General features: G+C 59.5%; 22 protein-coding genes. 19 read left to right on the forward strand and 3 right to left on the reverse strand.

The annotated features are described in order from the left end of the window. Positions 1 to 276: 276 nt before the first annotated feature. Positions 277 to 2,517, reverse strand: coding sequence for a polysaccharide biosynthesis tyrosine autokinase (locus FHW73_RS13615; protein WP_183427283.1), 2,241 nt, complete (start codon positions 2,515 to 2,517; stop codon positions 277 to 279). A 71-nt stretch (positions 2,518 to 2,588) separates the two neighbouring features. Beyond that, the gene (locus tag FHW73_RS13620) at positions 2,589 to 3,026 is read right to left on the reverse strand and encodes a low molecular weight protein-tyrosine-phosphatase (RefSeq protein WP_183427360.1); all 438 of its coding nucleotides are present in this window, start codon (positions 3,024 to 3,026) and stop codon (positions 2,589 to 2,591) included. 220 nt (positions 3,027 to 3,246) lie between these two features. Here FHW73_RS13620 and FHW73_RS13625 point away from each other — a divergent pair, with 220 nt between their 5' ends. From FHW73_RS13625 to FHW73_RS13690, 14 genes are all read left to right on the forward strand, one after another. Next, the gene (locus tag FHW73_RS13625; RefSeq protein WP_183427284.1) at positions 3,247 to 3,588 is read left to right on the forward strand and encodes a hypothetical protein; all 342 of its coding nucleotides are present in this window, start codon (positions 3,247 to 3,249) and stop codon (positions 3,586 to 3,588) included. A gap of 117 nt (positions 3,589 to 3,705) precedes the next feature. After that, entirely contained in the window at positions 3,706 to 4,809 is a 1,104-nt protein-coding gene (locus tag FHW73_RS13630) for a polysaccharide biosynthesis/export family protein (protein WP_183427285.1), read from the forward strand. Between the two features lie 13 nt (positions 4,810 to 4,822). Continuing rightward, complete coding sequence (locus FHW73_RS13635; RefSeq protein ID WP_255492992.1) at positions 4,823 to 5,500, forward strand: YjbF family lipoprotein; 678 nt, start codon at positions 4,823 to 4,825, stop codon at positions 5,498 to 5,500. Continuing rightward, positions 5,497 to 6,300, forward strand: a complete 804-nt coding sequence (locus tag FHW73_RS13640) for a capsule biosynthesis GfcC family protein (protein ID WP_183427286.1) — start codon at positions 5,497 to 5,499, stop codon at positions 6,298 to 6,300. The genes FHW73_RS13635 and FHW73_RS13640 overlap by 4 nt, the downstream gene beginning before the upstream one ends. Continuing rightward, the gene (locus FHW73_RS13645) at positions 6,297 to 8,486 is read left to right on the forward strand and encodes a YjbH domain-containing protein (protein ID WP_183427287.1); all 2,190 of its coding nucleotides are present in this window, start codon (positions 6,297 to 6,299) and stop codon (positions 8,484 to 8,486) included. Before FHW73_RS13640 ends, FHW73_RS13645 begins: the two co-directional genes overlap by 4 nt. Positions 8,487 to 8,849: 363 nt before the next feature. Further along, entirely contained in the window at positions 8,850 to 10,283 is a 1,434-nt protein-coding gene (locus FHW73_RS13650) for an undecaprenyl-phosphate glucose phosphotransferase (RefSeq protein WP_183427288.1), read from the forward strand. A 176-nt stretch (positions 10,284 to 10,459) separates the two neighbouring features. Continuing rightward, positions 10,460 to 11,626 carry a nucleotide sugar dehydrogenase gene (locus FHW73_RS13655; protein WP_183427289.1) on the forward strand — a complete coding sequence of 389 codons (1,167 nt, stop codon included), beginning with the start codon at positions 10,460 to 10,462 and terminating at the stop codon, positions 11,624 to 11,626. A 5-nt stretch (positions 11,627 to 11,631) separates the two neighbouring features. After that, positions 11,632 to 13,110 (forward strand): lipopolysaccharide biosynthesis protein, encoded by a 1,479-nt coding sequence (locus FHW73_RS13660; RefSeq protein ID WP_345776188.1) that lies wholly within the window; start codon positions 11,632 to 11,634, stop codon positions 13,108 to 13,110. Then, entirely contained in the window at positions 13,110 to 14,198 is a 1,089-nt protein-coding gene (locus FHW73_RS13665) for a nitroreductase family protein (protein WP_183427291.1), read from the forward strand. The genes FHW73_RS13660 and FHW73_RS13665 overlap by 1 nt, the downstream gene beginning before the upstream one ends. A gap of 102 nt (positions 14,199 to 14,300) precedes the next feature. Beyond that, positions 14,301 to 15,371 carry a polysaccharide pyruvyl transferase family protein gene (locus tag FHW73_RS13670; protein WP_183427292.1) on the forward strand — a complete coding sequence of 357 codons (1,071 nt, stop codon included), beginning with the start codon at positions 14,301 to 14,303 and terminating at the stop codon, positions 15,369 to 15,371. A gap of 52 nt (positions 15,372 to 15,423) precedes the next feature. Next, positions 15,424 to 16,608 (forward strand): glycosyltransferase family 4 protein, encoded by a 1,185-nt coding sequence (locus FHW73_RS13675; RefSeq protein ID WP_183427293.1) that lies wholly within the window; start codon positions 15,424 to 15,426, stop codon positions 16,606 to 16,608. Between the two features lie 191 nt (positions 16,609 to 16,799). Beyond that, entirely contained in the window at positions 16,800 to 17,963 is a 1,164-nt protein-coding gene (locus tag FHW73_RS13680) for a hypothetical protein (protein WP_183427294.1), read from the forward strand. A gap of 92 nt (positions 17,964 to 18,055) precedes the next feature. Then, on the forward strand, positions 18,056 to 18,505 hold the full coding sequence (locus tag FHW73_RS13685; RefSeq protein ID WP_183427295.1) for a DapH/DapD/GlmU-related protein: 450 nt from the start codon (positions 18,056 to 18,058) through the stop codon (positions 18,503 to 18,505). Further along, entirely contained in the window at positions 18,505 to 19,566 is a 1,062-nt protein-coding gene (locus FHW73_RS13690; RefSeq protein WP_183427296.1) for a glycosyltransferase family 1 protein, read from the forward strand. Before FHW73_RS13685 ends, FHW73_RS13690 begins: the two co-directional genes overlap by 1 nt. A gap of 57 nt (positions 19,567 to 19,623) precedes the next feature. Here the strand turns inward: FHW73_RS13690 and FHW73_RS13695 are convergent, their stop codons facing one another. After that, entirely contained in the window at positions 19,624 to 20,409 is a 786-nt protein-coding gene (locus FHW73_RS13695; protein ID WP_183427297.1) for a glycosyltransferase family 2 protein, read from the reverse strand. Positions 20,410 to 20,505: 96 nt separating this feature from the next. Between FHW73_RS13695 and rfbB the strand changes: the two genes are divergently transcribed. Genes rfbB through FHW73_RS13720 form a run of 5 tightly spaced genes read left to right on the forward strand, consistent with a single transcriptional unit; the run spans position 20,506 to position 25,338 of the window. Further along, entirely contained in the window at positions 20,506 to 21,561 is a 1,056-nt protein-coding gene (gene rfbB, locus FHW73_RS13700; RefSeq protein ID WP_183427298.1) for a dTDP-glucose 4,6-dehydratase, read from the forward strand. After that, a complete protein-coding gene (gene rfbA / locus FHW73_RS13705) occupies positions 21,558 to 22,445 on the forward strand; it encodes a glucose-1-phosphate thymidylyltransferase RfbA (protein ID WP_183427299.1) in 888 nt (295 codons plus the stop codon). The genes rfbB and rfbA overlap by 4 nt, the downstream gene beginning before the upstream one ends. Further along, positions 22,442 to 22,999: a dTDP-4-dehydrorhamnose 3,5-epimerase gene (gene rfbC, locus FHW73_RS13710; protein ID WP_183427300.1), complete on the forward strand. Its 558-nt coding sequence runs from the start codon at positions 22,442 to 22,444 to the stop codon at positions 22,997 to 22,999. Before rfbA ends, rfbC begins: the two co-directional genes overlap by 4 nt. After that, on the forward strand, positions 22,996 to 23,901 hold the full coding sequence (gene rfbD / locus FHW73_RS13715; RefSeq protein ID WP_183427301.1) for a dTDP-4-dehydrorhamnose reductase: 906 nt from the start codon (positions 22,996 to 22,998) through the stop codon (positions 23,899 to 23,901). Before rfbC ends, rfbD begins: the two co-directional genes overlap by 4 nt. A 39-nt stretch (positions 23,902 to 23,940) precedes the next feature. After that, complete coding sequence (locus FHW73_RS13720) at positions 23,941 to 25,338, forward strand: mannose-1-phosphate guanylyltransferase/mannose-6-phosphate isomerase (RefSeq protein ID WP_183427302.1); 1,398 nt, start codon at positions 23,941 to 23,943, stop codon at positions 25,336 to 25,338. Positions 25,339 to 25,523: the final 185 nt, after the last annotated feature.

Here is a 25,523-nt window from a genome sequence, read left to right on the forward strand (position 1 = left end):
GCAAAGCCGCAGCTCGCGCGTCACCTCCCCCGCCTGCGGGGGAGGTCGATGCCGCAGGCATCGGGTGGGGGCACGGGGGCCTTGCGAACTTTACCCCCATCCCAACCTTCCGCCCGTAAAGGGCGCAATGCCCCGCATGCGGGGGAAGGAGCAAAAAACGGCAGTCCGTGAAGGGCGCAATGCCCGCACGCGGAGGAGGGAACAAAGACGCTGCCCGCGCACGTCACCTTCCCCCGCACGCGGGGGAAGGAGCAAAAGCGCGAGCGCCGCGCGAGATCAGGCCTTGTCGGCCTTGTACTCGTAGTAGCCGTAGCTGTAGTAGCCCGTGGCGCGCTTTTCGACTGCGTTGAAGATCACGCCCTTGACCTGCACGCCGTTCTGCTCGAAGCGCTTCTTGGTCAGCAGGATCTCCTTGGGCTGGTTCACGCCGAAGCGCGTCACCAACAGGCTCGAGCCGGCATGGCGGGCGATCAGCGCGGCGTCGGTGACGGCCAGGATCGGCGGGGTGTCGACGATCACCAGGTCGTACTGCGTCGACAACGCCTCCAGCAACTGACCGAAGCGCGGATGCATCAGCAGTTCCGACGGGTTCGGCGGAATATCGCCGCGCACCATGTAGTGCATGTTCTCCACACCATCGGTCGTGTGGATCGCATCGGCCGCTTCGAGCTTGCCGCCGAGGACATCGGACAGGCCGCCGGTTTGCGTGACGCCCAGCACCTTGTGCAGGGTGCCCTTGCGCATGTCCGCGTCGATCACCAGCACGCGCTGGCCGGCCTGGGCGATCACCGCAGCCAGGTTCGCCGACACGAAGGTCTTGCCCACCGCCGGGCGCGGACCCGAGATCGCCAGGATGTTGTTCTTGGCCTCGAGCATCGCGAAATGCAGGCTGGTGCGCAGGCTGCGGATCGCTTCGATCGCCAGGTCTGCGGGTGCATTGACCGCGAGCAGGTGCTGGCGCTTGTCGAAGCCCGGATCCCGGCGCACGCGTCCCTTGCGGTTGCGCAGCCGATCCATGATCAGCAGATCGCGCGACTCGCTGAGCGGGATGGAGGCGTAGACCGGCAGCCCGAGTTCCTCGATCTGCGCAGGATCCTCGATGCCGGCATGCAACGCACGCTGCAGGAACACCAGGCCCACCGCGAGGAAGCCGCCCAGGAACGTGCCGATCAACACGATCAACGGCTTGCGCGGCTTCACCGGCCGCTGGGTATCGACGACCGCGGGATCCACGATCCGCACGTTGCCCACGGTGCCGGCACGCGCGACATCGAGCTGCTGTGCCTGATTGAGCAGGCCGGTATAGAGTTCGTTGCTGACCTGCAGGTCGCGGGTCAGCGTCAGCAGTTCCTGCTGGGTGTCTGGCAATTCGCCGACCTGCTTCTGGAAGCCGGCCTTGCGTGCTTCCAGCTCGCCGATCTGCTTGAGCAGCGCGCGGTAGGCCGGGTGCTCGCGCGTGAAGCTGCGATCCATCTCGGCCTGTTGCAGGCGCAGCTGCTGGATGCTGGTCTCGACCGCCACTTCCTGTTGCAGCAGACCCTGGGTCTGCATCGTGATGTCGACCGAATTCGCGCGCGTCTGATACTCGTTCATCGCCTTCTGCGCCGCCTCCACCTGGAGACGCACGGTCGGCAACTGTTCGCGCACGAACTCCAGCTGCGCACCGGCTTCGGCGGAGTTGCGCTCGACATTCTGACGCACGTAGGCCGACGCGACCGCCTGCAGGAAGGTCTCGGCGAACTGCGCATCGGGATGCTCGAACGACAGCTGCAGAATGCCGGATTCGCGCCCTTGCTCGGACGCGTTGACGTCCTGCTGGTAGCCGGACACAACATCGAGCCGACGCAGTTTGGTCACCTCGAACCGTGTGCCCGGATTGGCGCGCAACGCCGCCACCTGCAACCTGACGCCGCCGCCTTCGGCATCGGTGCCAACGGTGCCTTCAAGCAACAACTGGTCGTCCGGCCCGAACAGGCTGAAACGCGAAGCGTCGTCGCCCACACGCAACGTCAGCGGCTGGTTCTCCCAGATCGCCGGCACCGTCATGCCGACGATCTCGACATGCTCGCCGCCCCAGCCATAGCGCGACAGTCCGAACCACGGTGAAGCCACCGCATCAGGCGTCTCGGGCGAGAACCGGCGCGCGAGAAAACCGCCGATCAACGGGAAGCGCGCCGGTTCGATGACCACATCGGCCTGCGTGCTGTCGACCGCATCGCCGATGACCGTACGCGAGGTGATCAGCGCGACTTCCGTCGTCGCTGCCGCCGACGTGACGCCCCCCCCCAGCGACGACAGATCCGGCAGGCCCGGAATGCTGGGCGCCTTCGACTCCACCTGCACCATCGCGCGCGCCTGATAGATCGGCGTCGCCAGCAGCGCGTACGCCACGCTGACCACGAAGAACGCCGCCGTGATCCCGATGATCCACCACTTGCGGTCGATTAACAGGCCCACGAGTTCGCGCAGGTCGATCTCGTCCTCGTCCTTGGCGGACACTCCAGTTTCCTTGCTCATGCAGTGGCTCTGACTTCTATAGATGGGGGCGCTATGCGCGGAATGCGGCTGACCGGTATGGCCCAAAAGCGCTAGCGGAGATAGCGCTGCCAGGCGGCGACCGACTCGTCGACCAGGCCTAGTACATGTTCGAACGCGGGGCGTTGTTGTCGATAGGGATCCGGAATCTCGCGTTCGCCGATCCACTTGCCCAGCAACATCACCTTGCCGCTGGCCTGCGGCACCTCACGGGCAATCCGCGCCTGGTGGGCCCGCTCCATCACCAGCACCAGGTCGGCATCGGCAAGCAGGGCGGGCGTGAGTTGGCGGGCGCGATGTTGATCGGTGTCGAGGCCCCGCTCCTGCAACAGCAGGCCTGCGGTCGGGTCGATCGGACGATCGACCAGCGCCTGCAATCCCGCCGACGAGACAGCGATGCCAGAGGTCCCGAGCACCGATCGCAACACGATCTCCGCGGTGGGGCTGCGGCAGATGTTGCCGATGCACACGAACAGGACCTTCCGAAACACCTGGACGTACTCCACTCCCGGACGCCGCCGGGGGCGGACACAAGCGCGTAGTCTAGCAAGCTCACCCCTCGTGAACTGTGATCAACCCATTCAGGCTTGTTGAGACCGCGTCAGCAAGCGCTCCAAGCGTGAGAATGCGCCTTGACATGAACGGCTTGCGGCCTATAGCCTCGCATCAGCCTGGACGCATACCGTCCTTCAACACGCTCGGAGCTCCCCCATGAACACGACCCTTCGCCTGATCGGCACCATCGCCCTGGCCGGCCTGTCCGGCATCGCCTTTGCTGCACCGCAGGCGCAGGGCACGGCGGCCTCCAACAACGACGCGACGCAGGACAGCGGCATTCCTGGCGGCACCGGCAACGCAGTCGGCACCGGCCTGACCACTGGCGCAACCGTCGGCATCGTGGCCGGCGTGGTGGCCTTGGCAGCGGTGGCGATGGACAACAACGGCGACAGCGAAGGCGAGTTCACTGGCGGTGATGGCGGTGGCGACGGCGGCGGCGGCACCGGCGGTACGGGTGGTACCGGCGGCACGGGCGGCACCGGCACCGGCGGCTGATCGAGCTTCCGCACCTCGCGGTCATACCGATAGATCGACCCCGCCGGTGAACACCGGCGGGGTTTTTTATGGACGGCACCTCCCTGGCCGCCCACCGTTGTCAGGAGAGTTTCGTCCATGCGCGTATCGCTGCGCCCGCTCATCGCCCTTGTCGCCGTCTCCGCCCTCTCGGGCTGCATCTGGAGCCCGGGCCAGCACCTGCGCCCCGGCAGCGCCAACGATGAGGGCATCCGCACCGTCGGCAACGACCAGCTCGACCTGATCCCGATCACGCCCAAGCTGATCGCGATGGAGCGTGCCACCCAGCAGACGACCGGCGGCCTGCCGACTGCGCTGGTCGAGTACCAGCCGTCCGCCTACACCATCGGCGTCGGCGATGTGCTCTACATCACGGTCTGGGACCATCCCGAGCTCACGGTGCCCGCGGGCGCGCAGCAGCAGCTCAACGCCGCCGGGCGCCACGTGCAGACCGACGGCACGCTGTTCTATCCCTATATCGGCAAGGTCCAGGCCGCCGGCCGCACGCCGGCCGAATTGCGCGCAGACATCGCCGGCAAGTTGGCGCGCTATATCGAGTCGCCGCAGGTCGATGTCTCAGTCCTGACATATGGCAGTCAGCGCGCCTGGGTCACCGGCGCGACCGCCAACTCCACCGCCGTGCCGCTGACGATGACGCCAATGACGCTCAACGACGCGATCAGCCAGGCGGGCATCAACCCCACGGTCGCCGACCTCTCGGGCGTGCGCCTGACCCGCGACGGCATCAGCTATACGATCGACCTGGACCGCCAGTCGGGCGATGCGATCTATCTGAAGGCGGGCGATCACCTGTACATCCCGTTCCTCGACGCGAAGGAAGTCTTCGTGGTCGGCGAGGTGACGCAGCCCGGCGCACAGAGCTTCCGCACCGGCAGCATCAGCCTCAGCCAGGCACTGGGCCGCGCCCGTGGCCTGCTGCAGACCACCTCCAACGGCAACGCGGTGTATGTGATTCGTGGCGCGCGCGGTCTCGAGCCCGACGCCCCGCCGTCCGTGGTCTACCAACTCGAAGCCAAGTCCCCGGCGGCATTCGCAGTGGCCAGCCAGTTCCAACTGCAGCCCGGCGACGTGGTCTTCGTCGGTGCCGCCGGCATCACCCGCTGGAACCGCTTCATCGCCCAGTTGATTCCTTTCTCCGGCCTGATCCGCAACGCTGCTGGCACCAGCAACGACCTGGAGTGATGGCGTCGAAATGATGGCCCAACTCTCCGCCGCGTCCACCATGCGGGCGCTGGCAGCGCTTTGCCTCGTTCTGTTCCTCTCGGTTCTGGCCGGTTGCAGCGGCCTGAGCCGCGGCAGTCTGGACGCCGCCCGTCTTGCGGTCTTTGGCGCCAAGCTCGAGATCACGCCGGAACAGGTGGCGGCCAATCCCTACGCCCAGATGCTGGTGCAGGGCGATGACTTCGAAGCGCTGATGGTGCTGGGCAACGACGATGCCGGCCGCAGCGCCTGGTACAGCCCCGACCGCAGGATCGTGTTCCTGCGCGACGGTCTGCTGGCCGGGACTGTCGGACTGGCGCAGGATGCCAGCGACATCCGCCTGGTCGGTGACAACCCGTTCTCGCGGCTGGCGGCCTTGCAAGGCACATCGCCCACGCTGCGGCGCTATGACTGGATGCCAGGCTATCGCCACGGCGCGATGGTCGAGGGCGAACTACGGCGCATGGGCCCCGAGCAGGTGGAGATTCTCGGCACGATGCACACGCTGGTGCGCTTCGACGAAGCGCTACGCGGTGCCGGTGTCGATGCGACCAACCAGTATTGGGTGGAGCCGCAGACCGGCTTCATCCGCAAGAGCCGGCAGCTCGTCGCGCCCGGCCTGAGCGTGGAACTGGTGCAACTCAAGCCGTACCGGCCAGGAGGCACGCGATGACGCGGCTACCGCTATGCCTGGCCCTGCTCGCGGCAAGCGTCGCGCAGGCCGAGTCCGGAACGCTGCAGGTCCGGGTCGACGGCGCCGTGCAACAGCCGGCCGAGTACCAGGTTCCGACCGGGACTCGTTTGGCTGACGTCCTGCTGGCCGCAATGCCGACCCAGGCGGCCTACACCACCGCCGCGGCATTGCTGCGCCCATCTGAGCGCGAAGCACAGACCCGGCTCAAGGCCGGTGTGCTGCACGACCTGCAAGCCGTGCAAGCGGCTGCCAATGTGCAGCCGTCGACGGCCACCACCGCAGCGCGACTGGAAGCCGAACTCGCTGAGCTGCCGGTCACGGGGCGCGTCCGCAACGCACTCGACGCCCGCGTCGTCGAGGTTCGGCCTGAGGCCAATCTGGTCCTGCAGCCCGGCGACCGGATCACGTATCCAACGCGCCCCGCAGACGTGCGCGTCACAGGCGCCGTCGTCGCCTCTTGCACCCTGCCGCACGTGCCACTGCGCGATGCACTCGACTATCTGCGCGACTGCCCGACCGCAGGCGCCGACCGCGACCTGCTGTTCGCGGTGCAGCCTGATGGCACGGTCCAGATACTCGGCATCGCCGCCTGGAACCGTAGCCCCAGGCAGGCGCTGGCTCCGGGCGCGACCCTCTATGTCCCGCTGCCCGAGCGCGATCTGCGTCGCGCGGGGGCGCAAGACCTCAACCGCGAACTCGCGGCGTTCCTGGCGACACAGCCGATCCTCCCCTTGCCCGCCAACGCGCCGGACACTTCGAATACGGACCTTGCACCATGACCGCCCGCCATCGCCGCCGCCCCGTCCACCTGGCACCGGGGCTGCTGGCCCTGGCGATCGCCGGCAGCCTGCACGCGCAGGAATCCGCGCATGACCTGGTCACCCAGAGCGACTGGGGCGGCGCCGGCCTGCTGCAGACCCCAACGGCGCGCATGGAAGCCGAGGGCCAATTCAGCCTGAGCGCCAGCTACACCGCGCCCTATGCGCGATACAACCTGTCGATGCAGCCGCTCCCTTGGCTTGAGGGGACGTTCCGCTACATCAACATCAATACCGTGCGCTACGGCGTGCCATCGCTCAGCGGAGACCAGCACTACAAGGACAAGTCGATCGACCTCAAGCTGCGCCTTTGGCAGGAAAGCCGATATCTCCCTGAAGTTGCGCTTGGCTTCCGCGACCTTGGCGGCACCGGCCTGTTCTCCAGCGAGTACCTAGTGGCAAGCAAGCGTTTCGGCACCATCGATGCCAGCCTCGGTCTTGCGACGGGCTACATGGGAAATCGTGGCGACTTCGCCAACCCGCTTCGACTGATCGACGACCGCTTCGAAACCCGCCCTGGCTTGGGGACACCGGGCGACGTCGGCGCCGAATCCATCTTTCGTGGACCAATCGGGATTTTCGGTGGCATCACTTGGCAGACGCCGCTCGACCAGTTGCTGCTCAAGGTCGAGTTCGACGGCAATGACTACAAGAACGAAGCGAGGCCCCGCGCCACACCCATCGAGATCGAACAGAGCTCGCCAATCAACGTCGGCTTGGTCTACCGCCCGAGCCCGAACCTGCAACTGACGGCGGGCCTGGAGCGCGGCAACACGGCTGTCATCGGCCTGACGCTGACGACCAACCTGGCGACGACACGCAGCAATGCCCCGATCATGGATCGCCCCGCCCTGCCGCTACGGCGTCACAGCGATCCAGATAGCAGCGCCCCGGCGGTCGCCGTAACGTCGGCGCTCAGCCCGAATGAAGCAACCGGTGCCGCCCCCGACTGGGCTGGCATCGCCGCCGACCTCAACCAGGAAGCCGGCATCCGCGTCTCGCGCATCACGCGCCGAGACCACGAGGTCATCATCCACGGCAGCCACAACCGCTATTTCTATCCGGCCCAGGGCATCGGCCGCGGCGCGCGCGTGCTCGACAACGCGCTCGGCGATGACGTCACGTGGTTCACCTTTGCACACGAGCGTGCCGGCACCCCCATTGCCGAGACCAGCGTCGAGCGGCAGGCGTTCGCCGACTATGTCGACCGGCGGATCGATCTGCCTGCATTCGCCCGCAAGGTGGAACTCGCACCGCCCGCGCAACAGCGCCGCGAGGAGGTCTACGAGGCCCCGTTCCGCCGCCTGCGCGGCAGCATCGCGCCTGGATACAAGCAGATCCTGGGCGGCCCCGACGGCTTCATCCTGTACCAACTCTCGGCCGACTTCAGCGGCAGCTACTGGTTCTCGCGTAACACGTGGCTGTCGGGCATGGTCAGCGTGGACATCGCCAACAACTTCGACAAGTTCCGCTACGACGCGCCGACACGCCTGCCGCGCGTGCGCACGTGGCAGCGTCAGTACATGACCACGTCCGACGTGACCGTGCCCAACCTGCAGCTGACGACCGTGCACCAACTGGGACGCGACTGGTACGGCATGGCCTACGCCGGCTACCTGGAGTCGATGTACGGCGGCGTCGGCGGCGAAGTGCTGTACCGCCCCTTCGGCGAGCAGTGGGCGATAGGCGCGGACATCAACCAGGTGCGCCAGCGCGACTTCGACCAACACGCAGGTTTCCGCGACTACGAGATCACCACCGGCCACATCACCGGCTACTACACCTTCGGGCGCACACGTCGGCTGCAGGCCAATGTCAGCGTCGGCAAGTACCTGGCCGGCGATATCGGCACGACGGTCAACCTGACCCGCCGTTTCAACAACGGCGTGACCATGGGCGCCTACGCGACCAAGACCAACATCTCCTCGCGCACCTTCGGCGAGGGCAGCTTCGACAAGGGCATCTACTTCTCGATCCCGATGGACTTCGTGTTGCCCCGCCCCAGCCGCGCACGCGCCGAGATCATGTGGCAGCCACTGTTCCGCGACGGCGGCGCCAAGCTGTTCCGGACTTACGGCCTGTACCCGATGACCGGCGAGCGGAGCGGCGAACTGCTCTTCGACAACCTGGAGTGGATCGACCGCTGATCCCGCGTTCTACCAACGAAACAGTTATCGTATTCAGCATTATCTTCAAGGAGCACAGGGGCGTCTTCACGAGACGCGAACACCCAATGGCCTACTTTTCACGGCTGCCAAAAGGTCACCCCTGTCAAGAAACGTCACTTCTTGACGCAGATCAGCAAATATCGATTGCTGCAGGGCACCATCTATGAGAAATTTCTCACAGGTGGTGAGCCCGCGTGAGTTCCGTGCGTGCGCCCGCGACCGCGTAGCAGGACAGCGGCGTCTGGCCGCGATTGGATCAACGATCACCGTACACAGGGTGAAGCCGGGGGTGCCTTCAGGGAAGGGCCCGGTCCGGCTCTGTGCTCGATGAAGGAGTCGGGCATGTTCTTCGCACCCAGCCGGCCGCAGGCCGAAGGGGACTGGCGTATCGCAAGCAAGCTCACTGCCTTCTTGTCTTGGGGATTGCGGGCCCTGGATCTGGTGGCGCTGGTGGCGGCTGGCTTTCTGGCCTACTGGCTTCGATTCGACACCTTCGCGATGCCCCTGGACTATGTCCGCAACCTGGCGCGCGTGCTCCTGTTTGCCATTCTAGTGCTCAACGGCTCCACGCTTTACCGTAGTTGGCGGGGGCGCGGTGTCGTGCGCGAAGGTAGCCAGCTGCTAGGACTGTGGACGCTGGTGTTCGCCGCCAGCATTCTCTATACCGTCGCCTTCAAGCTCAGCGACGATTTTTCGCGGCTGTGGTGGGCCACCTGGTTTGCCCTGACGGTCGTTTCGACCGCGGTGTTGCGTGTCGGGGTGCGCACGCTGGCCGACAGGCTGCGTGCGCGTGGTGTCGACCGTCGAACCGCGGTCATCGTGGGCGGCGGGCGCGATGCACGGCGCCTGGCCGATCAACTCTCGGCGCAACCCTGGCTGGGCCTGCAGGTGCGCGGCTGGTTCGCGCCTTCCACCTCCCGGCAACGGCTCGATGGGCTGCCTCTACTGGGCAGTGTGGATGCGCTGGAGCACTACGTTCGACGTCTGCATATCGACCAGGTCTGGATCGCGCTGCCGATGAGCGCTGAGTCCGAGATCAAGGACGTGCTGCATCGTCTGCGGCACTCGACCGCGGACATCAAGCTGGTGCCCGACCTGTTCGGCATGCAGATGCTCAACCATTCGGTGGAGCAGATGGCTGGCGTGCCGATCATCAACTTGCGCAGCAGCCCACTGCGAGGCGATGCCTACGTCCTGAAGGCCGTTGAAGACCACGTGCTGGCGTTCCTGATTCTGCTGTTGATCTCGCCACTGATGCTGGCTATCGCGCTCGGCGTCAAACTCTCCTCGCCCGGCCCGGTGTTCTTCCGCCAGCGGCGGCATGGCCTCAATGGCCGCGCGATCAAAGTACTGAAATTCCGCAGCATGCGCGTCCATGCCGAGGCCTCCGGCAAGGTAACCCAGGCGCGAAAAGGCGACCCGCGCGTCACGCCCTTCGGCGCCTTCTTGCGCCGCACCAGCCTGGATGAATTGCCGCAGTTCATCAATGTGCTGATGGGCGACATGTCCATCGTGGGCCCACGGCCACATGCCATCGCCCACAACCATGAGTTCATGGACCAGGTGGACGATTACATGCAGCGCCACCGCGTCAAGCCCGGCATCACGGGGTGGGCGCAGGTCAACGGCCTGCGCGGCGAAACCGACACCCTCGATAAGATGGCCCGCCGCGTCGAACACGACCTGTACTACTTGCAGAACTGGTCGCTGGCCTTCGACTTGAGAATCATCGTGATGACCATCTTCAAAGGCTTCATCGGCCGCAACGCTTACTGAGGTCTCCCGTCCTCGCGGTCTCTTCGCTTCCTCCCCCGCCCGCAGTCGCTCCTTTCCCGCCTGCGGATCCCCCTTCCCCCGCCTGCGGGGGAAGTCGGCCCGAAGGGCCGGATGGGGGCGCTTCACGCTCTTCACCTGACCCCTCCAACTTCAATCGTCCAACCAGCCCACCGCCCATGAAAATCGCCATCGCCGGTACTGGCTACGTCGGCCTCTCCAACGCTCTCCTCCTGGCCCAGCACCACACCGTGGTTGCGCTGGACATCGACGCCGCCAAGGTCGAGATGCTCAATCGCCGTGAGTCGCCCTTGGACGACGCCGAGATCCGCGAGTACCTGGGCAAGCCGGAGCTGGATTTCACCGCGACGACCGACCCCCACCAGGCCTACGCGAGTGCCGACTACGTGGTCATCGCGACCCCGACCGACTACGACACGACCTCGAACTACTTCAATACCGGCTCGGTCGAAAGCGTCATTGCCCAGGTAAAGCAGATCAACCCCACCGCGGTGATGGTGGTCAAATCCACCGTACCGGTGGGCTTCACCGCGAAGGCCCGCGCCCAGTTCGGTACCGACAACATCCTGTTCTCGCCCGAGTTCCTGCGCGAGGGCCGCGCCCTTTACGACAACCTGCACCCCAGCCGGATCATCGTTGGTGAACGATCCGAGCGCGCCACCGTCTTCGCCCGTCTGCTGCAGGAAGGTGCAATCAAACAAGACGTGCCGGTGCTGTTCACCGATGCGACCGAGGCCGAGGCGATCAAGCTGTTCGCCAACACCTATCTCGCGATGCGGGTTGCGTACTTCAACGAGTTGGATACCTACGCCTGCACGCATGGCCTGGACACCCGCCAGATCATCGAAGGCGTGAGCCTGGATCCCCGCATCGGCAGCCACTACAACAACCCTTCGTTCGGTTACGGCGGCTATTGCCTGCCGAAAGACACGAAGCAGCTGCTCGCCAACTACAGCGACGTGCCCCAGAACCTGATCCACGCGATCGTGGAAGCCAACCGGACTCGGAAGGACTTCATCGCCGAGGACATTGTTCGCCGGTCACCAAAAGTTGTCGGCATCTATCGGCTTGTGATGAAGTCGGGGTCGGACAACTTTCGGGCTTCAGCGATTCAGGGAATCATGAAACGCATCAAAGGCAAGGGCGTCGAGGTGATTTTGTACGAGCCTGCCTTGGCAACCGATAACTTCTATAGTTCCCAAGTGCTAAAGGACCTCGCGGAGTTTAAGCGGCGCTCTGATGTCATCGTCGCCAATAGATTGACGCACGAGATTGAGGACGTCTCCGAGCGCGTCTACAGCCGCGACTTGTTTGGCGCAGACTAAAACCAGTGCAAGCAACAAACGAAAACCTAAGAGCCAAGGCAGTTCGTGGCGGCGCCATAAGCATGACAGCGCAGGTAGCGGTCATCTTGATACAGATGGCCTCCATAGTCATTCTCTCCAGAATACTTCGCCCGGAAGATTTCGGTGTTATCGCAATGATCTTAGCGATAACTGCTTTCGTTGGTTTGTTCCGAGACATGGGGCTTTCCACAGCATCCATCCAGAAAACCGATCTCACTCGCGAGCAAGCAAGTGCCTTGTTCTGGTTCAACCTACTGGTTGGCGGCGTGTTAATGATGCTAGTGATGGCGCTGGCACCCATCATCGCTTGGTTCTACAAGCGCCCAGAATTGACACAGGTCTGCATTGCCATCTCGACAACCTTCATTATTGCCAGTGCTGGCGCGCAACACGCCGCACTTCTCCAGAGAGAATTAAGATTCAAGCCAAAGGCAATCGCCGATGTATGCGGAGCCGTCGTTAACCTTCTTGTATCAATTCTACTCGCACTAAAAGGGATGAGATTCTGGGCACTCGCCTGGGGCACCGTCTTCGGAGCCTTGACGACGACACTATTATATCTCCTGTTATCTGGATTCAAGCCCGTTCGCCCGCAAGCTGCCACAGGACTTCGACAAATATTCGGTTTCGGCGCCAATGTAACTGCATTCGAACTTCTCAACTACTTCAGCAGAAACCTCGACAGTATCCTGATCGGAAAGCTCTGGGGTGCGGAGCAACTCGGTTTTTACAGCCGAGCGTATCAGATGATGATGCTGCCCATCACTAGCCTGCGAACCCCGATCAATGCAGTCGCGTTCCCTGTTCTCTCACGGCTTCAGCACGACCAAGTGGGGTTCAGACGATACTATTGTCGAATTGCATCGCTGCTCGCTTTTCTCTCCATGCCGATGATGGGCTTCCTAACGGTAAAATCTGAGCAAGTTGTGGAAATTGCGCTTGGTAGAGAATGGATAGAGGTAGCACCGGTATTCGCTCTACTCGGAGTCACGGGTTTCATACAACCTGTCGCATCGTTGCGAGGACTAGTGCTCTTAAGTCTTGGCAAATCGAGACGCTACTTGGCATGGGGCGGCATTAACGCGATTACGGTGACAATTGCATTCTGCATCGGAATTCGCTGGGGCAACATCGGGATCGCATGGGCCTATCTGATAGTGAACTATGCACTTATCTACCCATCACTGCTATTTATCTTTAACCAGACTCCATTGCGTCCGCGTGACTTCTTCGACTCCATCAAGCTCCCTTTCCTCGCTTCAGTCGTCGCGATCATCATAGTCTTTTTCTGGCCGAGCCGCTGGAAAACCGATCAGATGATCACACAGACGATCATCGACGCCACAGTTTTCGCTGCAGCATTCCTCGGAACCTATGCAGTCTCAAAGATTGGGCGCGACACGATTGCCGGCTATCTTCGACTTTTATCAACCTTGAAACCAAATTTGACGCTGAGCAAATAATGAGTGCACTCATCAGTAGAGCTAAGGCCGCAATCAAGACTATCCTTGGACCAGTCGATTCAATGATGGCGAATGTTGGTGCCTCAAGCTCCCGAATGGCAGGAATCTATTGGCTCGTGCGCGGCGGATTCGGCCGAGAACAGCAAGCTGTACTTGCTGGCAAGAAGATGTACCGCGCATCCCTCTCAGATCCAACTATCAATACGAGCCTGTTGCGAAGAAATACTCATCGCATTGAGAAGGGTATGCTGATGAGACCTCGGCGAGTGCCATTCGGGCTTACTTATATAGAAGAGACCGTACATGCGTTTCACAGGGCAGTGAGCGCGGGCATCGAGCCGAACGAACTGGCCTGGGCACGGGATGTGCTTCTTGAGTACATGGCCATCACTCCATCACACCCGCAAGTTGATCCGCTTCGAGAGATCGTGCTTGATGCAAGCGAAAAGGTTGGCGCTCAGAATAATCTTAAGCGCGTTCCCTATCATCGTGATACCGATTTCGCGCCCAGCTTTAACATTCACGACTTCATAGCACTGGCAAAACACCGGCGTTCGGTGAGATGGTACGCATCCACACCGATACCCCGTGAAATGATCGCGTTAGCCGTTGAGGCCGCAACCTACTCCCCGACGGCGTGCAATCGTCAACCTTATGAGTTCAGGATTTTTGATTCTCCCGAGCTTGTATCAGAAATAATAAGGGTTCCTGGCGGAACTGCCGGCTTCAACGATCAAGTCCCAGCTGTTGCAGTGATCGTAGGAAAACTCAGAAATTACTTCGGACAACACGACCGACACGCGATATACACAGATGCCTCGCTGGCGATAATGTCATTTGTTTATGCACTGGAGCTTCAAGGCATTGGCTCGTGCTGTATCAACTGGCCCGACATTGAAGAGCGCGAACAAAGAATGGGCAACTTGCTACGGCTTGAGGCCGACGAACGGCCTGTCATGCTGGTCTCATTCGGCTGGCCAGACAAGAGTAGCATGGTCGCATACTCGGAAAAGAAGCCGGCCTCCAAGCTCTGCCGCTTCAATCATGAGCCTGCCCAAGCAACTCACGCGCTCAGAGACGGACGCTAGAACGGCCGGGCATTGATAGACAACAGACCTAGAACTATTTCAAGGCATAGGATAATGAATCTCGAAATACGAGGCACAAACTCCCTCAACAAAGGAGCACTGATGATGCTCCTCGTAGCCCTGCAGGAAACTCGGCACTGGAACGTGGAGAGGTATGTCGTAACTCCAAACCGAGCCTTTCCTTATGGTGATCGGCACACTTACGGGCTTTATCAGAAAATCTGGTTTGAACGCAGGGGCATGCAGAAACTCGGTTATGTAATGGACCGACTGATTCCGCAACCACTAAAACGAGCGTATGGCTTGGTAGCCGATCGCGAGATCGACGTAGTTCTGGATGCGTCTGGCTTTGCGTACAGCGACCAGTGGGGCCCCTTCTACCCCGGCTTTACAGCCAAGAGTTCCGAGGTATGGAAGCGCAGGGGCTGTAAGTTCATCCTTCTTCCACAAGCTTTTGGCCCATTTAGGAACCCAAAGGTAGCCCACTCCATGCGACAGGTCTTCAATAATGCAACCGCCATCTATGCAAGGGATCGGCAGTCGCAGAATCATGTTAGGTCCATTTATGCTGGAGAGGTAAGAGTATCTCCTGACTTCACAAACCTTCTTGACCCAAGGGAGGGCAGGTCGGATCTACTAGTCGCTCCTGTTGCGATCATTCCTAACGCAAGAATGATCGACAAAGTTAAAGATGGAGCCAGCGGGTATCTTGATTTCCTCGCCAGCGTCTCTAGAAATCTTGGCCCCGACAAGGCGTTCTTCCTCATCCATGAAGGAGTTGACGATCTGCGCGTCGCCGAACGTGTCAATAGCGGTTTGGCGCAGCCGTTGAAGATTGTTTCACACGAAGATCCGCTTGTCCTAAAGTGGATCTTGTCCAAATGCGAGATGGTGGTCGGATCCCGTTTCCATGCGTTGATTAGTGCGCTATCCCAGGGTGTGCCTACTTACGCCTGCGGATGGAGTCATAAGTACGAGGAACTCTTCTCAGACTACGAGGTCCCTGAATGCTTGATAGATCTTTCCAATCCAGGTTTGAGCGCAAACTTGATTTCTGACGCCTATCACAGCAACGGACTCCACGAAATTCGAGTCAAACTATCAGACACGAAGCTCCAAATGAAGAGAAAGTCCATCCAGCTGTGGCAAGAGATCACTACCCTGGTTCGCTAAGAGAGCACGGTCCGCAATCGAAATGAATAGCTCCCGCCGCACCAGAGTATGCTTGGTCAACACTCTTTACCCTCCGTTTAAAGTCGGAGGTGCTGAGAGATCGGTTGAGCTGCTCGCCCAGGAACTTTGCCGCAAGGGAATGGAAACCCATGTGATCACCCTTCATTCTGGTGCCCACGTAGAGCATCAGGAAGTCGAGGGAGTGCGAGTACACCGCCTACCTCTGAAGAACAGCTACTGGCCCTTTAGCGGGGCTAGCGAGAGCGCTTTCCAGAAGCTTGTTTGGCACTTGCGCGACGCAGAGAACTCGGAGATGAGGCGCTGCTTCAGCGAGCTAATAGATCAAATTTCTCCGGACGTGGTGCACACCAATAATCTAGCTGGATTCTCAGTTTCCGTTTGGCGAGAGTGCGCATCCAGACGCTTGCCCGTTGTTCACACGGCACGTGACTACTACTTGCTTCATCCAAACTCGAAGCTGTTCAATGGAAGAGGCATTCAGAATGAGTTCTCTATCTCAGCTCGTCTTTGGTCGTATCCAAAGAAGCTTGCATCCACTCACGTAAGAGCGTTTGTGGGGATCAGCAAGTATGTAGTTGATATTCACCGCGCTCGCGGCTTCTTCGAGAATGCAAGCGCGGAAGTTATACACAACTCGGTTGAACGCATAGTTGGCAGATCCGCCAACACGCAGCGAACTGGAAGAATCGGATTTATAGGCAGGCTAGACGAGTCGAAAGGTATCGAGTCGATTCTTGAAGCCATGAGGTCAATGCCCTCCCGACAGCTGTTGGTCGCAGGAGAAGGGAGATCAGACTACGTCGCACAATTACATAGAAAATCGCCATCGAACGTCGAGTTTCTAGGTAGAAGATCGCCAGATGATTTTTTTAAAGAAATTGACTTATTGCTGGTCCCATCACTATGGGCAGAGCCATTAGGCAGGGTTGTTTTGGAAGCATACTCTTTTGGCGTGCCCGTAGTGGCAGCCAAGATCGGGGGACTGAAGGATATTGTTCCGCAGAACTGCGGGCGGCTATTTGAACCAGGGGCTATGACCTCCATCATTGATTGTATTGAAGATGCATTGGTGAACATTGAATCACTCAGCCAGGCATGCACGCAGTTCGCTCATAGCTTTACGTCTTCGAAAATCGCAGACAGCTACATCAAAACTTACAAGAAAGCAATTGGCGAAGATAACCTTAAGAATTCCAATGAGGCTAGAATTTTTTGAATAGTTCAACTTCTAGACTGCATAGGTTCCTATTTGCTGCTTTTGTTACGAGCGCTATTTTCCAAGCAGCGGCTGTTTACAATTTTTCTTCTTCTGGGGTCGAGTTCTATCTTAGTCCTTTTCTGGCTTTACAGCTTCTTGCTTCACTATGCCTCGTAATTTTTATCGCAGTCGGGAATGGCCGCCCCACCATGAAGCTCGGCGGAAGCGCCGCCCCACTCCTTTCTATTTTTCTCTTAACGGCCCTTTCGATCTTCATGGCTCCAGTTCTGCCCGTTATCTTTGACGGGATCGGTGTCTATAGCGCGAGAGGGGGAATAGATAGCCAGCATAATAATCTCACTCCTCTGCGCGTCACACCCTCTATCTTTATACAGCCTGCGTATTTGCTGCTATCTCTATTTTGCTTCTTGTTCTTTTCATTGAATACGAAAGACAAACTCAGACATCATATCGCGCATAGGTGGATAAGCATTGGCGCCATACTGGTACTTCTATTCGGCGCGTGGCGGCTAGCGTCATTGCTTTCAGGCATCTACTTTCCTTCCGAGATACTCTACTCGTCCGGAATTAAAGCCGAGAATGTTGATCAGACGATTAATGGCATCTACAGAGTAAGCTCCACATTCACCGAGGTGTCATATCTCGGTGTATATCTGGTCTCCGCTTTAGCGTATTTTCTTCGCTACGCATATGCAACAAAAAGCTTGATGTCATTGCTGATTTCCGCGGCAATCACGCTCCTCATTGCCATAACAACCTCTTCAACAGCGTATCTTAGCGCGGCTGTTCTCATAGCCTGTTTTTTGGCATTCGTCGTCGTTAAGGAGATAGGCAAAGGACGGTTATCGAAGAGAACACTTGCTACGCTCTCTTTATCTTTGCTAGCAGCCTTTATCATGGTTCTTTACTTTTCGGACAACACTATCGTAAGGTCTGTAGTAGACCTTTCCATAACCACTAAGGCTTCTAGCGGCTCAGCAACTCATAGAGGCGCTGCCGATATCAGAGCACTTCAGATCGTTTACGAGACCTTTGGGCTTGGCGTAGGCCTAGGCGCAAATAGGCCATCTAGCCTTATCACGTCGATTGTTAGCAATCTTGGAATTATTGGCCTTACGTTGTTCTTAACCTTTGTATATCAGATCCTGAAGGTCACTGCCCGAGTAGCGAACGCCCTTCCTGCGAGCGAATCTTCGCATCGAGCTGTGTTGTTGGCAGCTCGTTGGGGCTTCTTCTTCTGTTTTGTATCTATGGCTATCGCTGTACCAGATCTATCATTTCCAATCTTCTGGTTATGGGCCATAACGATGACTTATGTTGCTGGATCGCTTCGCGCGGATACAGGTCAGTAGATCAAAATCATGCGGCCGTTCTTTCAGAGATTCTCATCTGATTTGTTCTATATTTTTCACTCTTCAACCATAAACTGCACGGCCGAACTTCGATGAACACTGCAGAGCGATTTCTCAGGCTTTCAAGGACGCGATTATTTGGCACCATTGGATACTCGCTCTTGAAAGCAATAGGGATAGAGTTTCCGCGTTCAGTTAAGATTGGACAAGGCGTCCGCCTTCCTCACTGGGCTGTTGGCTTAGTGGTTCACGGCAAGACTGTGTTGGGCGATAGAGTAACTTTGTACCAAGGCGTCACTTTGGGTCGCGCCGATCTTTATCGACCTGACAGCTCCAACGCCAACGAAGGCATAGAGATAGGCGATGACGTGCGGATCTGCGCCGGCGCCAAGATCCTATTTAAATCAGGAAAGAAGCTTACTATTGGAAACGGCGCAATCATTGGCGCCAATTCTGTCGTTCTAACGAGCGTCGGAGATAACGAAGTCTGGGCCGGATCGCCTGCGCGCTTCATCAAGGCCACCGGGATTGGGCAGTTATAATGAAACTAGTTCTGAACTACTCAATGATAGGATCGCGGCCTACCGGCCTTGGAGTTTATGCGTCGAATCTGACGGACATCACCAATCTATTTAGGTCCAGGATCATATCCTCTGACGGCTCTCTCCTCGGCTCCGATGGCTCCATAGCCTCGCCGAAGAACATAGTGCTTGGCTCCGGACGAATGGCCGCAATTTTTAGACAACTTTGGCTTCGTGGACTGAAGGTCGATCCTGCCGACCTTGTTTACTCGCCGACTCATCATGCGATCAGACACAAGAAGCAGATCATTACAATTCATGACCTAATATCCCTCAGGTTTCCTCGACAGCATTATTCGCAGTACCTTTACTTCAAGTATAAAATTCCTCAGATACTTAAGGATTGCGTGGCTGTTTTCACGGTCAGCCAGGCCACTCGGCATGACATATCTAGGACTTATAATTATCCGATAGATCGAATTCATGTTGTCCCAAATTCGATCAACCCTTCTTCACTGGCGATTGATGAAGCAACTGAACCGCAACCATATTTACTTATGGTAGGAGCCAGATATTCGCATAAGAATGTTGAAGAAGTAATTGCGAATGCCGATCTCTGGAAGTCCCATTACAAACTGATTGTCACTTCATGTGGCGGGAAGTATAGGAGCCATCTTGAGGACATGGTCTCCACTTCCAATCTGAAAGGAAGCGTGGATTTTCTTGACTATATCGACAGAGATTCTTTGATAAAGCTGTATAGAGACTGCACGGCTCTTATTTACCCGTCAAAATGGGAGGGCTTCGGGATTCCGCCGCTTGAGTCTTTGGCTTGCGGAAGACCCGTTATTGTATCCGACATACCCGCTCATCGAGAGGTGTTAGACGACAGCGCCTTCTTTGTACGGCTTGGTGACAGAGCGAGCTGGAAGAAAGCCTTCATATCTATCGAGAGCGGCGACGCAGTCTCAGAGAAGCTAAATCTAGGCAAGACGAGGCTTTCTGTATACACAAAATCAAATGCACTCTTGGCTTTGGAGAGCGCACTTCTGCAGGTAGCACCAGATCTTGAGAGACCATAAGCATGGATCGCTACTCAATCACTGCTTGATTACTGCCTCCGCTCTGCTTGCTCATTGTTATATGCCGAAGTAGTACCTAACTGCATCTCTTATATGGATCCTTACAGTTTTCTTCTTGAGTACGTCCGCCAGCCCTCCGGCGCTTGATCGTAAGCCATCGGCATGAACCTCAAGATCTCTCATCAAGTAAGAGTTTTTCCCATACTTCTTGCACCTACGTCCATACTCGACGTCTGCCATGAAAACAAAGAATCTTTCATCAAATCCGCTCGTTACCTGCCAAGCGTCCCTGGGAACAGCAAGGAATGAGGATTGCAACCAGTCGACTGACAGTGGAGAAGCCGTGGGCTCATAGCACGCCGGATAGCTCTGCATGTAATCGTCGACAGCCCACCCGAGCAACTTTCGTAGTGAAGGAATGCGTTTTCCTGCAATCGCAGCGATGGTTGGGTACTTCCTTGCGACGGGCTCGTAGCTCCCATCTGGATTCTTCTGAGCGACTCCAATGCAACCCACGTCGTGCAAGGTGCCCGCGCGCATTGCTAGTTTCTCAAAAAGATCTATCTCTCTTACCTCAATATCAGGATTTAGAAAAACCACGTAATCCCACTCACCCGAAGCGCCGATATTGCACGCTCTGCTGTACCCTAGGTTACTTGGAAAATGCTTGATATCAACCGGAAAACCATAAGCCTTTCCTGCCAGTCGTGACAGCTCAAACTCCGGAGAGTTGTCTATGAGCGAGACGCTATTGGGCGAAAGCGTTTGAGCGTCTAGTTGATCCAGCAAAACCTCGACCGATCCAGACTTCATGTAGTTGACAATGACAACCTTGTAGTTCACCTGACTATCCAAGCTTGAATTTTCGGCAATCATTATAGTTTTTTTGATAGCAAATTACGCTATCCATTTTATTTTGTTTACTTTGAGAGATGTTGTATGCCCACTTGGCTCGTCACCGGCGGCGCCGGTTTCATCGGCGGTAACTTCGTGCTCGAGGCGGTCCGCCTGGGCGTGCGCGTGGTCAACCTTGATGCGTTGACCTACGCGGGCAACCTGCAGACCCTGGCCTCGCTGGAAGGCAACCCCGACCACGTCTTCGTGCGTGGCGACATTGGCGATCGGGCCCTGGTCTCCCGGCTGTTGGCCGAGCACCGGCCCGATGCGGTGCTCAACTTCGCGGCCGAGAGCCACGTCGACCGCTCGATCGACGGCCCGGCCGCGTTCATCGACACCAATGTCGTCGGGACCCTGGGGCTGCTCGAGGCCGTGCGCGATTACTGGAAAGGTCTCGACGGCGACGCCAAGGCAGCCTTCCGTTTCCTGCATGTGTCGACCGACGAGGTCTACGGCACACTCGGCGAGACCGGCAAGTTCACCGAGACCACGCCGTATGCGCCGAACTCGCCGTACTCGGCCTCCAAGGCGGCGTCCGACCATTTAGTGCGCGCGTTCCACCACACCTACGGCCTGCCGACGCTGACCACCAACTGCTCCAACAACTACGGGCCCTACCATTTTCCCGAGAAGCTCATCCCGCTGGTGATCGCCAAGGCACTGGCCGGCGAGCCGCTGCCGGTCTACGGCGACGGCCAGCAGGTGCGTGACTGGCTGTTTGTGACCGATCACTGCGAGGCGATCCGCACGGTGCTCGAGAAGGGCCGGGTTGGCGAGACCTACAACGTCGGTGGCGACTCGGAGCGCCGGAACCTCGAGGTCGTCGAGACCATCTGCCGACTGCTCGACGCGTGCCGTCCCCGCGAGGATGGCCAGCCGCGCAGCAGCCAGATCACGTTCGTCGCCGACCGGCCGGGCCATGACCGGCGCTACGCGATCGATGCCTCCAAGTTGCAGAACGAATTGGGCTGGACGCCGCGCCACACCTTCGAGAGTGGCATTGCCGAGACCGTCGACTGGTACCTGGACAACCAGGACTGGGTGCGCGGCATCCTCGATGGCAGCTACCGGTTGGAGCGGATGGGAGCAGGGGCATGACCCAGCGCAAGGGCATCATCCTGGCCGGCGGATCGGGCACCCGCCTCTATCCGATCACCAAGGGCGTCAGCAAGCAGCTGCTCCCGGTCTACGACAAGCCGATGATCTACTACCCGCTCAGCGTGCTGATGCTGGCGGGCATCCGCGAGGTGCTGATCATCAACACCCCGCATGAGCAGGCGCTGTTCCAGGCGCTGCTCGGCGACGGGTCGCAGTGGGGCATGGATATCCAGTATGCGGTGCAGCCGAGCCCTGATGGTCTGGCGCAGGCGTACCTGATCGGGCGCGAGTTCGTCGGTGGCAAGCCGAGCTGCCTGGTGCTGGGCGACAACATCTTCCATGGCCATGGCCTGACCGACACGCTTCGGCGGGCGGACGCGCGCGGCGACGGCGCCACGGTCTTCGGCTACTGGGTCAACGATCCCGAGCGCTACGGCGTGGCCGCGTTCGATGCCGATGGCAAGGTCGTCGACATCGCCGAGAAACCCGAGCAGCCGCGTTCCAACTACGCCGTGACCGGCCTGTACTTCTACGACGGCCGGGCCAGCGACTATGCCGCCGAACTCGAGCCTTCGCCGCGCGGCGAACTGGAGATCACCGACCTCAATCGGCGCTATCTCGACGACGGCGCGCTGTATCTCGAACAGCTCGGCCGCGGCTACGCCTGGCTCGACACCGGCACGCACCAGTCGCTGCACGAAGCCTCCAACTTCATCCAGACCATCCAGGACCGACAGGGCCTGCAGGTGTGCTGCCCGGAGGAGATCGCCTTCGGGCAGGGCTGGATCGATGCCGAGCAGCTGGAACAACTTGCTGCACCACTGATTAAAAATGGCTATGGCCAGTACTTGCACCAATTGGCATTGCGCGGGAGTGTCGTATGAAGATCCAGACGACGCGGTTGCCAGGTTGTGTGATTATTGAGCCCGCTGTGTTCGGCGATGCGCGCGGCTTTTTCTTCGAAAGCTGGAACGCAGAACGCTTCGGCCAGCATGGCTTACCAACCAAGTTCGCTCAGAGCAATGTCTCGTCGTCGTCGAAGGGCGTGCTGCGCGGCTTGCATTACCAGTGGCCACGGCCCCAGGGGAAGTTGGTCAGTGTCCTTGAGGGCGAGGTCTTTGACGTCGCTGTAGACATTCGTCGGGATTCGCCAACATTTGGCCAGTGGGCCGGTGTGCGGCTGAGCGCAGAGAACAAGCGACAGTTCTGGATCCCGGAAGGGTATGCGCATGGCTTCCTTGGGCTGACTGATCGCGTGGTCTTTACCTATATGTGCACGGATGTATGGGTGAAGGAGTTTGATTCGGGCATCCGCTGGAACGATCCCCAGTTCGGTATCGAGTGGCCGATCGATGCGCCGCTACTATCAGATAAGGACGCTCAGGCACCGCTGCTTGCGGACATTCCTGCAGATCGCCTGCCGGTCTTCGTGTCGTGATAGCGCTTGTCTTTGGCGCCAATGGCCAAGTTGGTCAAGAGTTGCTGCGCTCGCTCGCTCCGCTCGGCGAGGTGCAGGGCACGACGCGCAGTGGCACACTCGCCGACGGTGCGCCATGCCTGCAGGCGGACTTTGCCGACGCGGAAGCCGTTGTGGCGCTGCTCGATATCGTGAGGCCGGATCGGGTGATCAACGCCGCAGCGTACACCGCCGTCGACAAGGCCGAGAGCGAATCTGCGGCCGCGTTTGCCGCCAATGCGAGCACGCCAGGCGCGATCGCACGCTGGTGCGCCGCACACGACGTGCCGTTGGTGCACTACTCGACCGATTATGTATTCGACGGCCAAGGCACGCGCCCGTACCGGCCGGACGACGCCACCGCACCGCTGGGCGTCTACGGGGCCAGTAAGTTGGCCGGCGAGGACGCGATCCGAGCTGCTCGCGGGCAGCACCTGATCCTGCGCACAGCCTGGGTCTATGCAGCGCACGGCCACAACTTCCTGCGCACGATGCTGCGCGTGGGCGCCGAGCGCGACGTGCTGCGCGTGGTCGCCGACCAGGTCGGCACGCCCACGCCGGCGGCGCTAATCGCCGACGTCACCGCGCGGTTGCTGCAGGACGGCGGAGATCAGCGCGGGACTTGGCACCTGACTGCGCGCGGCGAGACGAGCTGGCACGGCTTCGCCGAGGCGATTTTCGAAGGTGCGCTCGCACGTGGACTGGTCGCACGCGCGCCGAAGGTCGAGCCAATTACGACCGCCGACTATCCGACTCCTGCAAAGCGCCCGGCCTACTCGCGTCTGGATACCGGCACGCTGGAGCGCGACTTCGGCGTCGTGCTGCCCGAGTGGAAGCGTGCGCTGGGTGGCGTACTCGAATCCATGACGACGGCCCGCCCCTGAAGCAATCAACTCCCCAGATGTGACACGAAGACACTCTCCATGATTCCAGTCATTCTTTCCGGCGGTTCGGGCACACGCCTGTGGCCCCTTTCAAGAGAAGCGTATCCCAAGCAGTTTCTCTCTTTGACAGGTGAGGCCACAATGCTTCAGGCCACTTGGGAGCGGATCGCGCCGTTCGCCGAAGCCGGCCCCATCGTGGTCAGTAATGAAGATCATCGCTTCATGGTGGCTGAGCAACTTCGCGAAGTTGGCGTCTCCCCTTCCGCGATCTTGCTCGAACCTGCGGGGCGAAACACCGCGCCAGCCATTGCGGCTGCAGCATTTGAGGCGAGTCGTGGCGGCGCTGATCCGTTACTGCTCGTATTGCCGTCAGACCATGTGATTCGCGATGCCGCGGCATTTCGCACTGCCGTCCAGAACGCAGCTACCGCCGCGGAGGCGGGCAAGCTGGTCACCTTCGGGATCGTGCCGACGACGGCTGAGACCGGATATGGCTATATCCGCGCAGTTGCCGGTGATGGCGTCCGTGCAGTTAAGCAGTTCGTCGAGAAGCCAGATGCGGCGACTGCAGAAGGCTACGTATCTTCTGGCGATTACTTCTGGAACAGCGGCATGTTTCTGTTCCGGGCGTCCCGCTATCTGGAGGAGCTCGGACGTCACGCACCCGCCATGCTGGAAGCTGTCAGAACAGCGTACGACAGGGCTCGCAGGGACGAGGACTTTATCCGTCTGGAGAAGGAATCGTTTTCTGCCTGTCCTGCGGACTCGATCGACTATGCGGTCATGGAGAAGACCGATGATGCTGCAGTGCTGCCAATCTCCGTCGGTTGGAACGATGTCGGCAGCTGGTCTGCCCTTTGGGAGGTGGCTGATCAGGACGATGACGGCAATGCGCACCATGGCGACGTGATCGCGTTGGACTGCCGCAACACGTTGGCCTGGGGCGATGGCAGGCTGGTGACGTTGCTTGGGCTAAGCGATGTCGTCGTCGTCGATACCGACGACACGCTGCTCGTGGCGCACCGCGAGAAGGTACAGCAGGTCAAGGATATCGTGGCTCGCTTGAAGCAAGAAGGCCGCACGCAGACCGCGCTGCATCGCAAGGTCTACCGGCCCTGGGGCGCCTACGACTCGATCGATAACGGCGAGCGGTTTCAGGTCAAGCGCATCACGGTCAAGCCGGGTGCCGCGCTGAGTCTGCAGATGCACCATCATCGCGCGGAGCACTGGATCGTCGTCAGTGGAACCGCGAAGGTTACTTGCGGGGACAAGACTGTGTTGCTGTCCGAGAACCAAAGCACCTATATCCCACTGGGCGTGACACATCGCTTGGAGAACCCGGGCAAGCTGCCGCTCGAGCTCATCGAAGTGCAGTCGGGAAGTTATCTTGGCGAGGACGACATCGTTCGCTTCGAGGATGTCTACGGACGAGGCTAAGCTTTCCATCCATCAGCGGTGCCTCGATCAATCGTCGAGGCACCGCTGGCGCCATCTACGACCCACCCTCATCAGAGTTCCCCTACGCAAGAACGCGGGGTTTCCTGACGCCGAAGCGCTTGACCCGCAACGCCTCCCCATCGCAAACTCGGCGGCAAGGAGCGTAGAAACTCCTCTTACAGCGG

The organism is Luteimonas sp. RC10, from assembly GCF_014192745.1.
Taxonomy (GTDB): Bacteria; Pseudomonadota; Gammaproteobacteria; order Xanthomonadales; family Xanthomonadaceae; genus Luteimonas.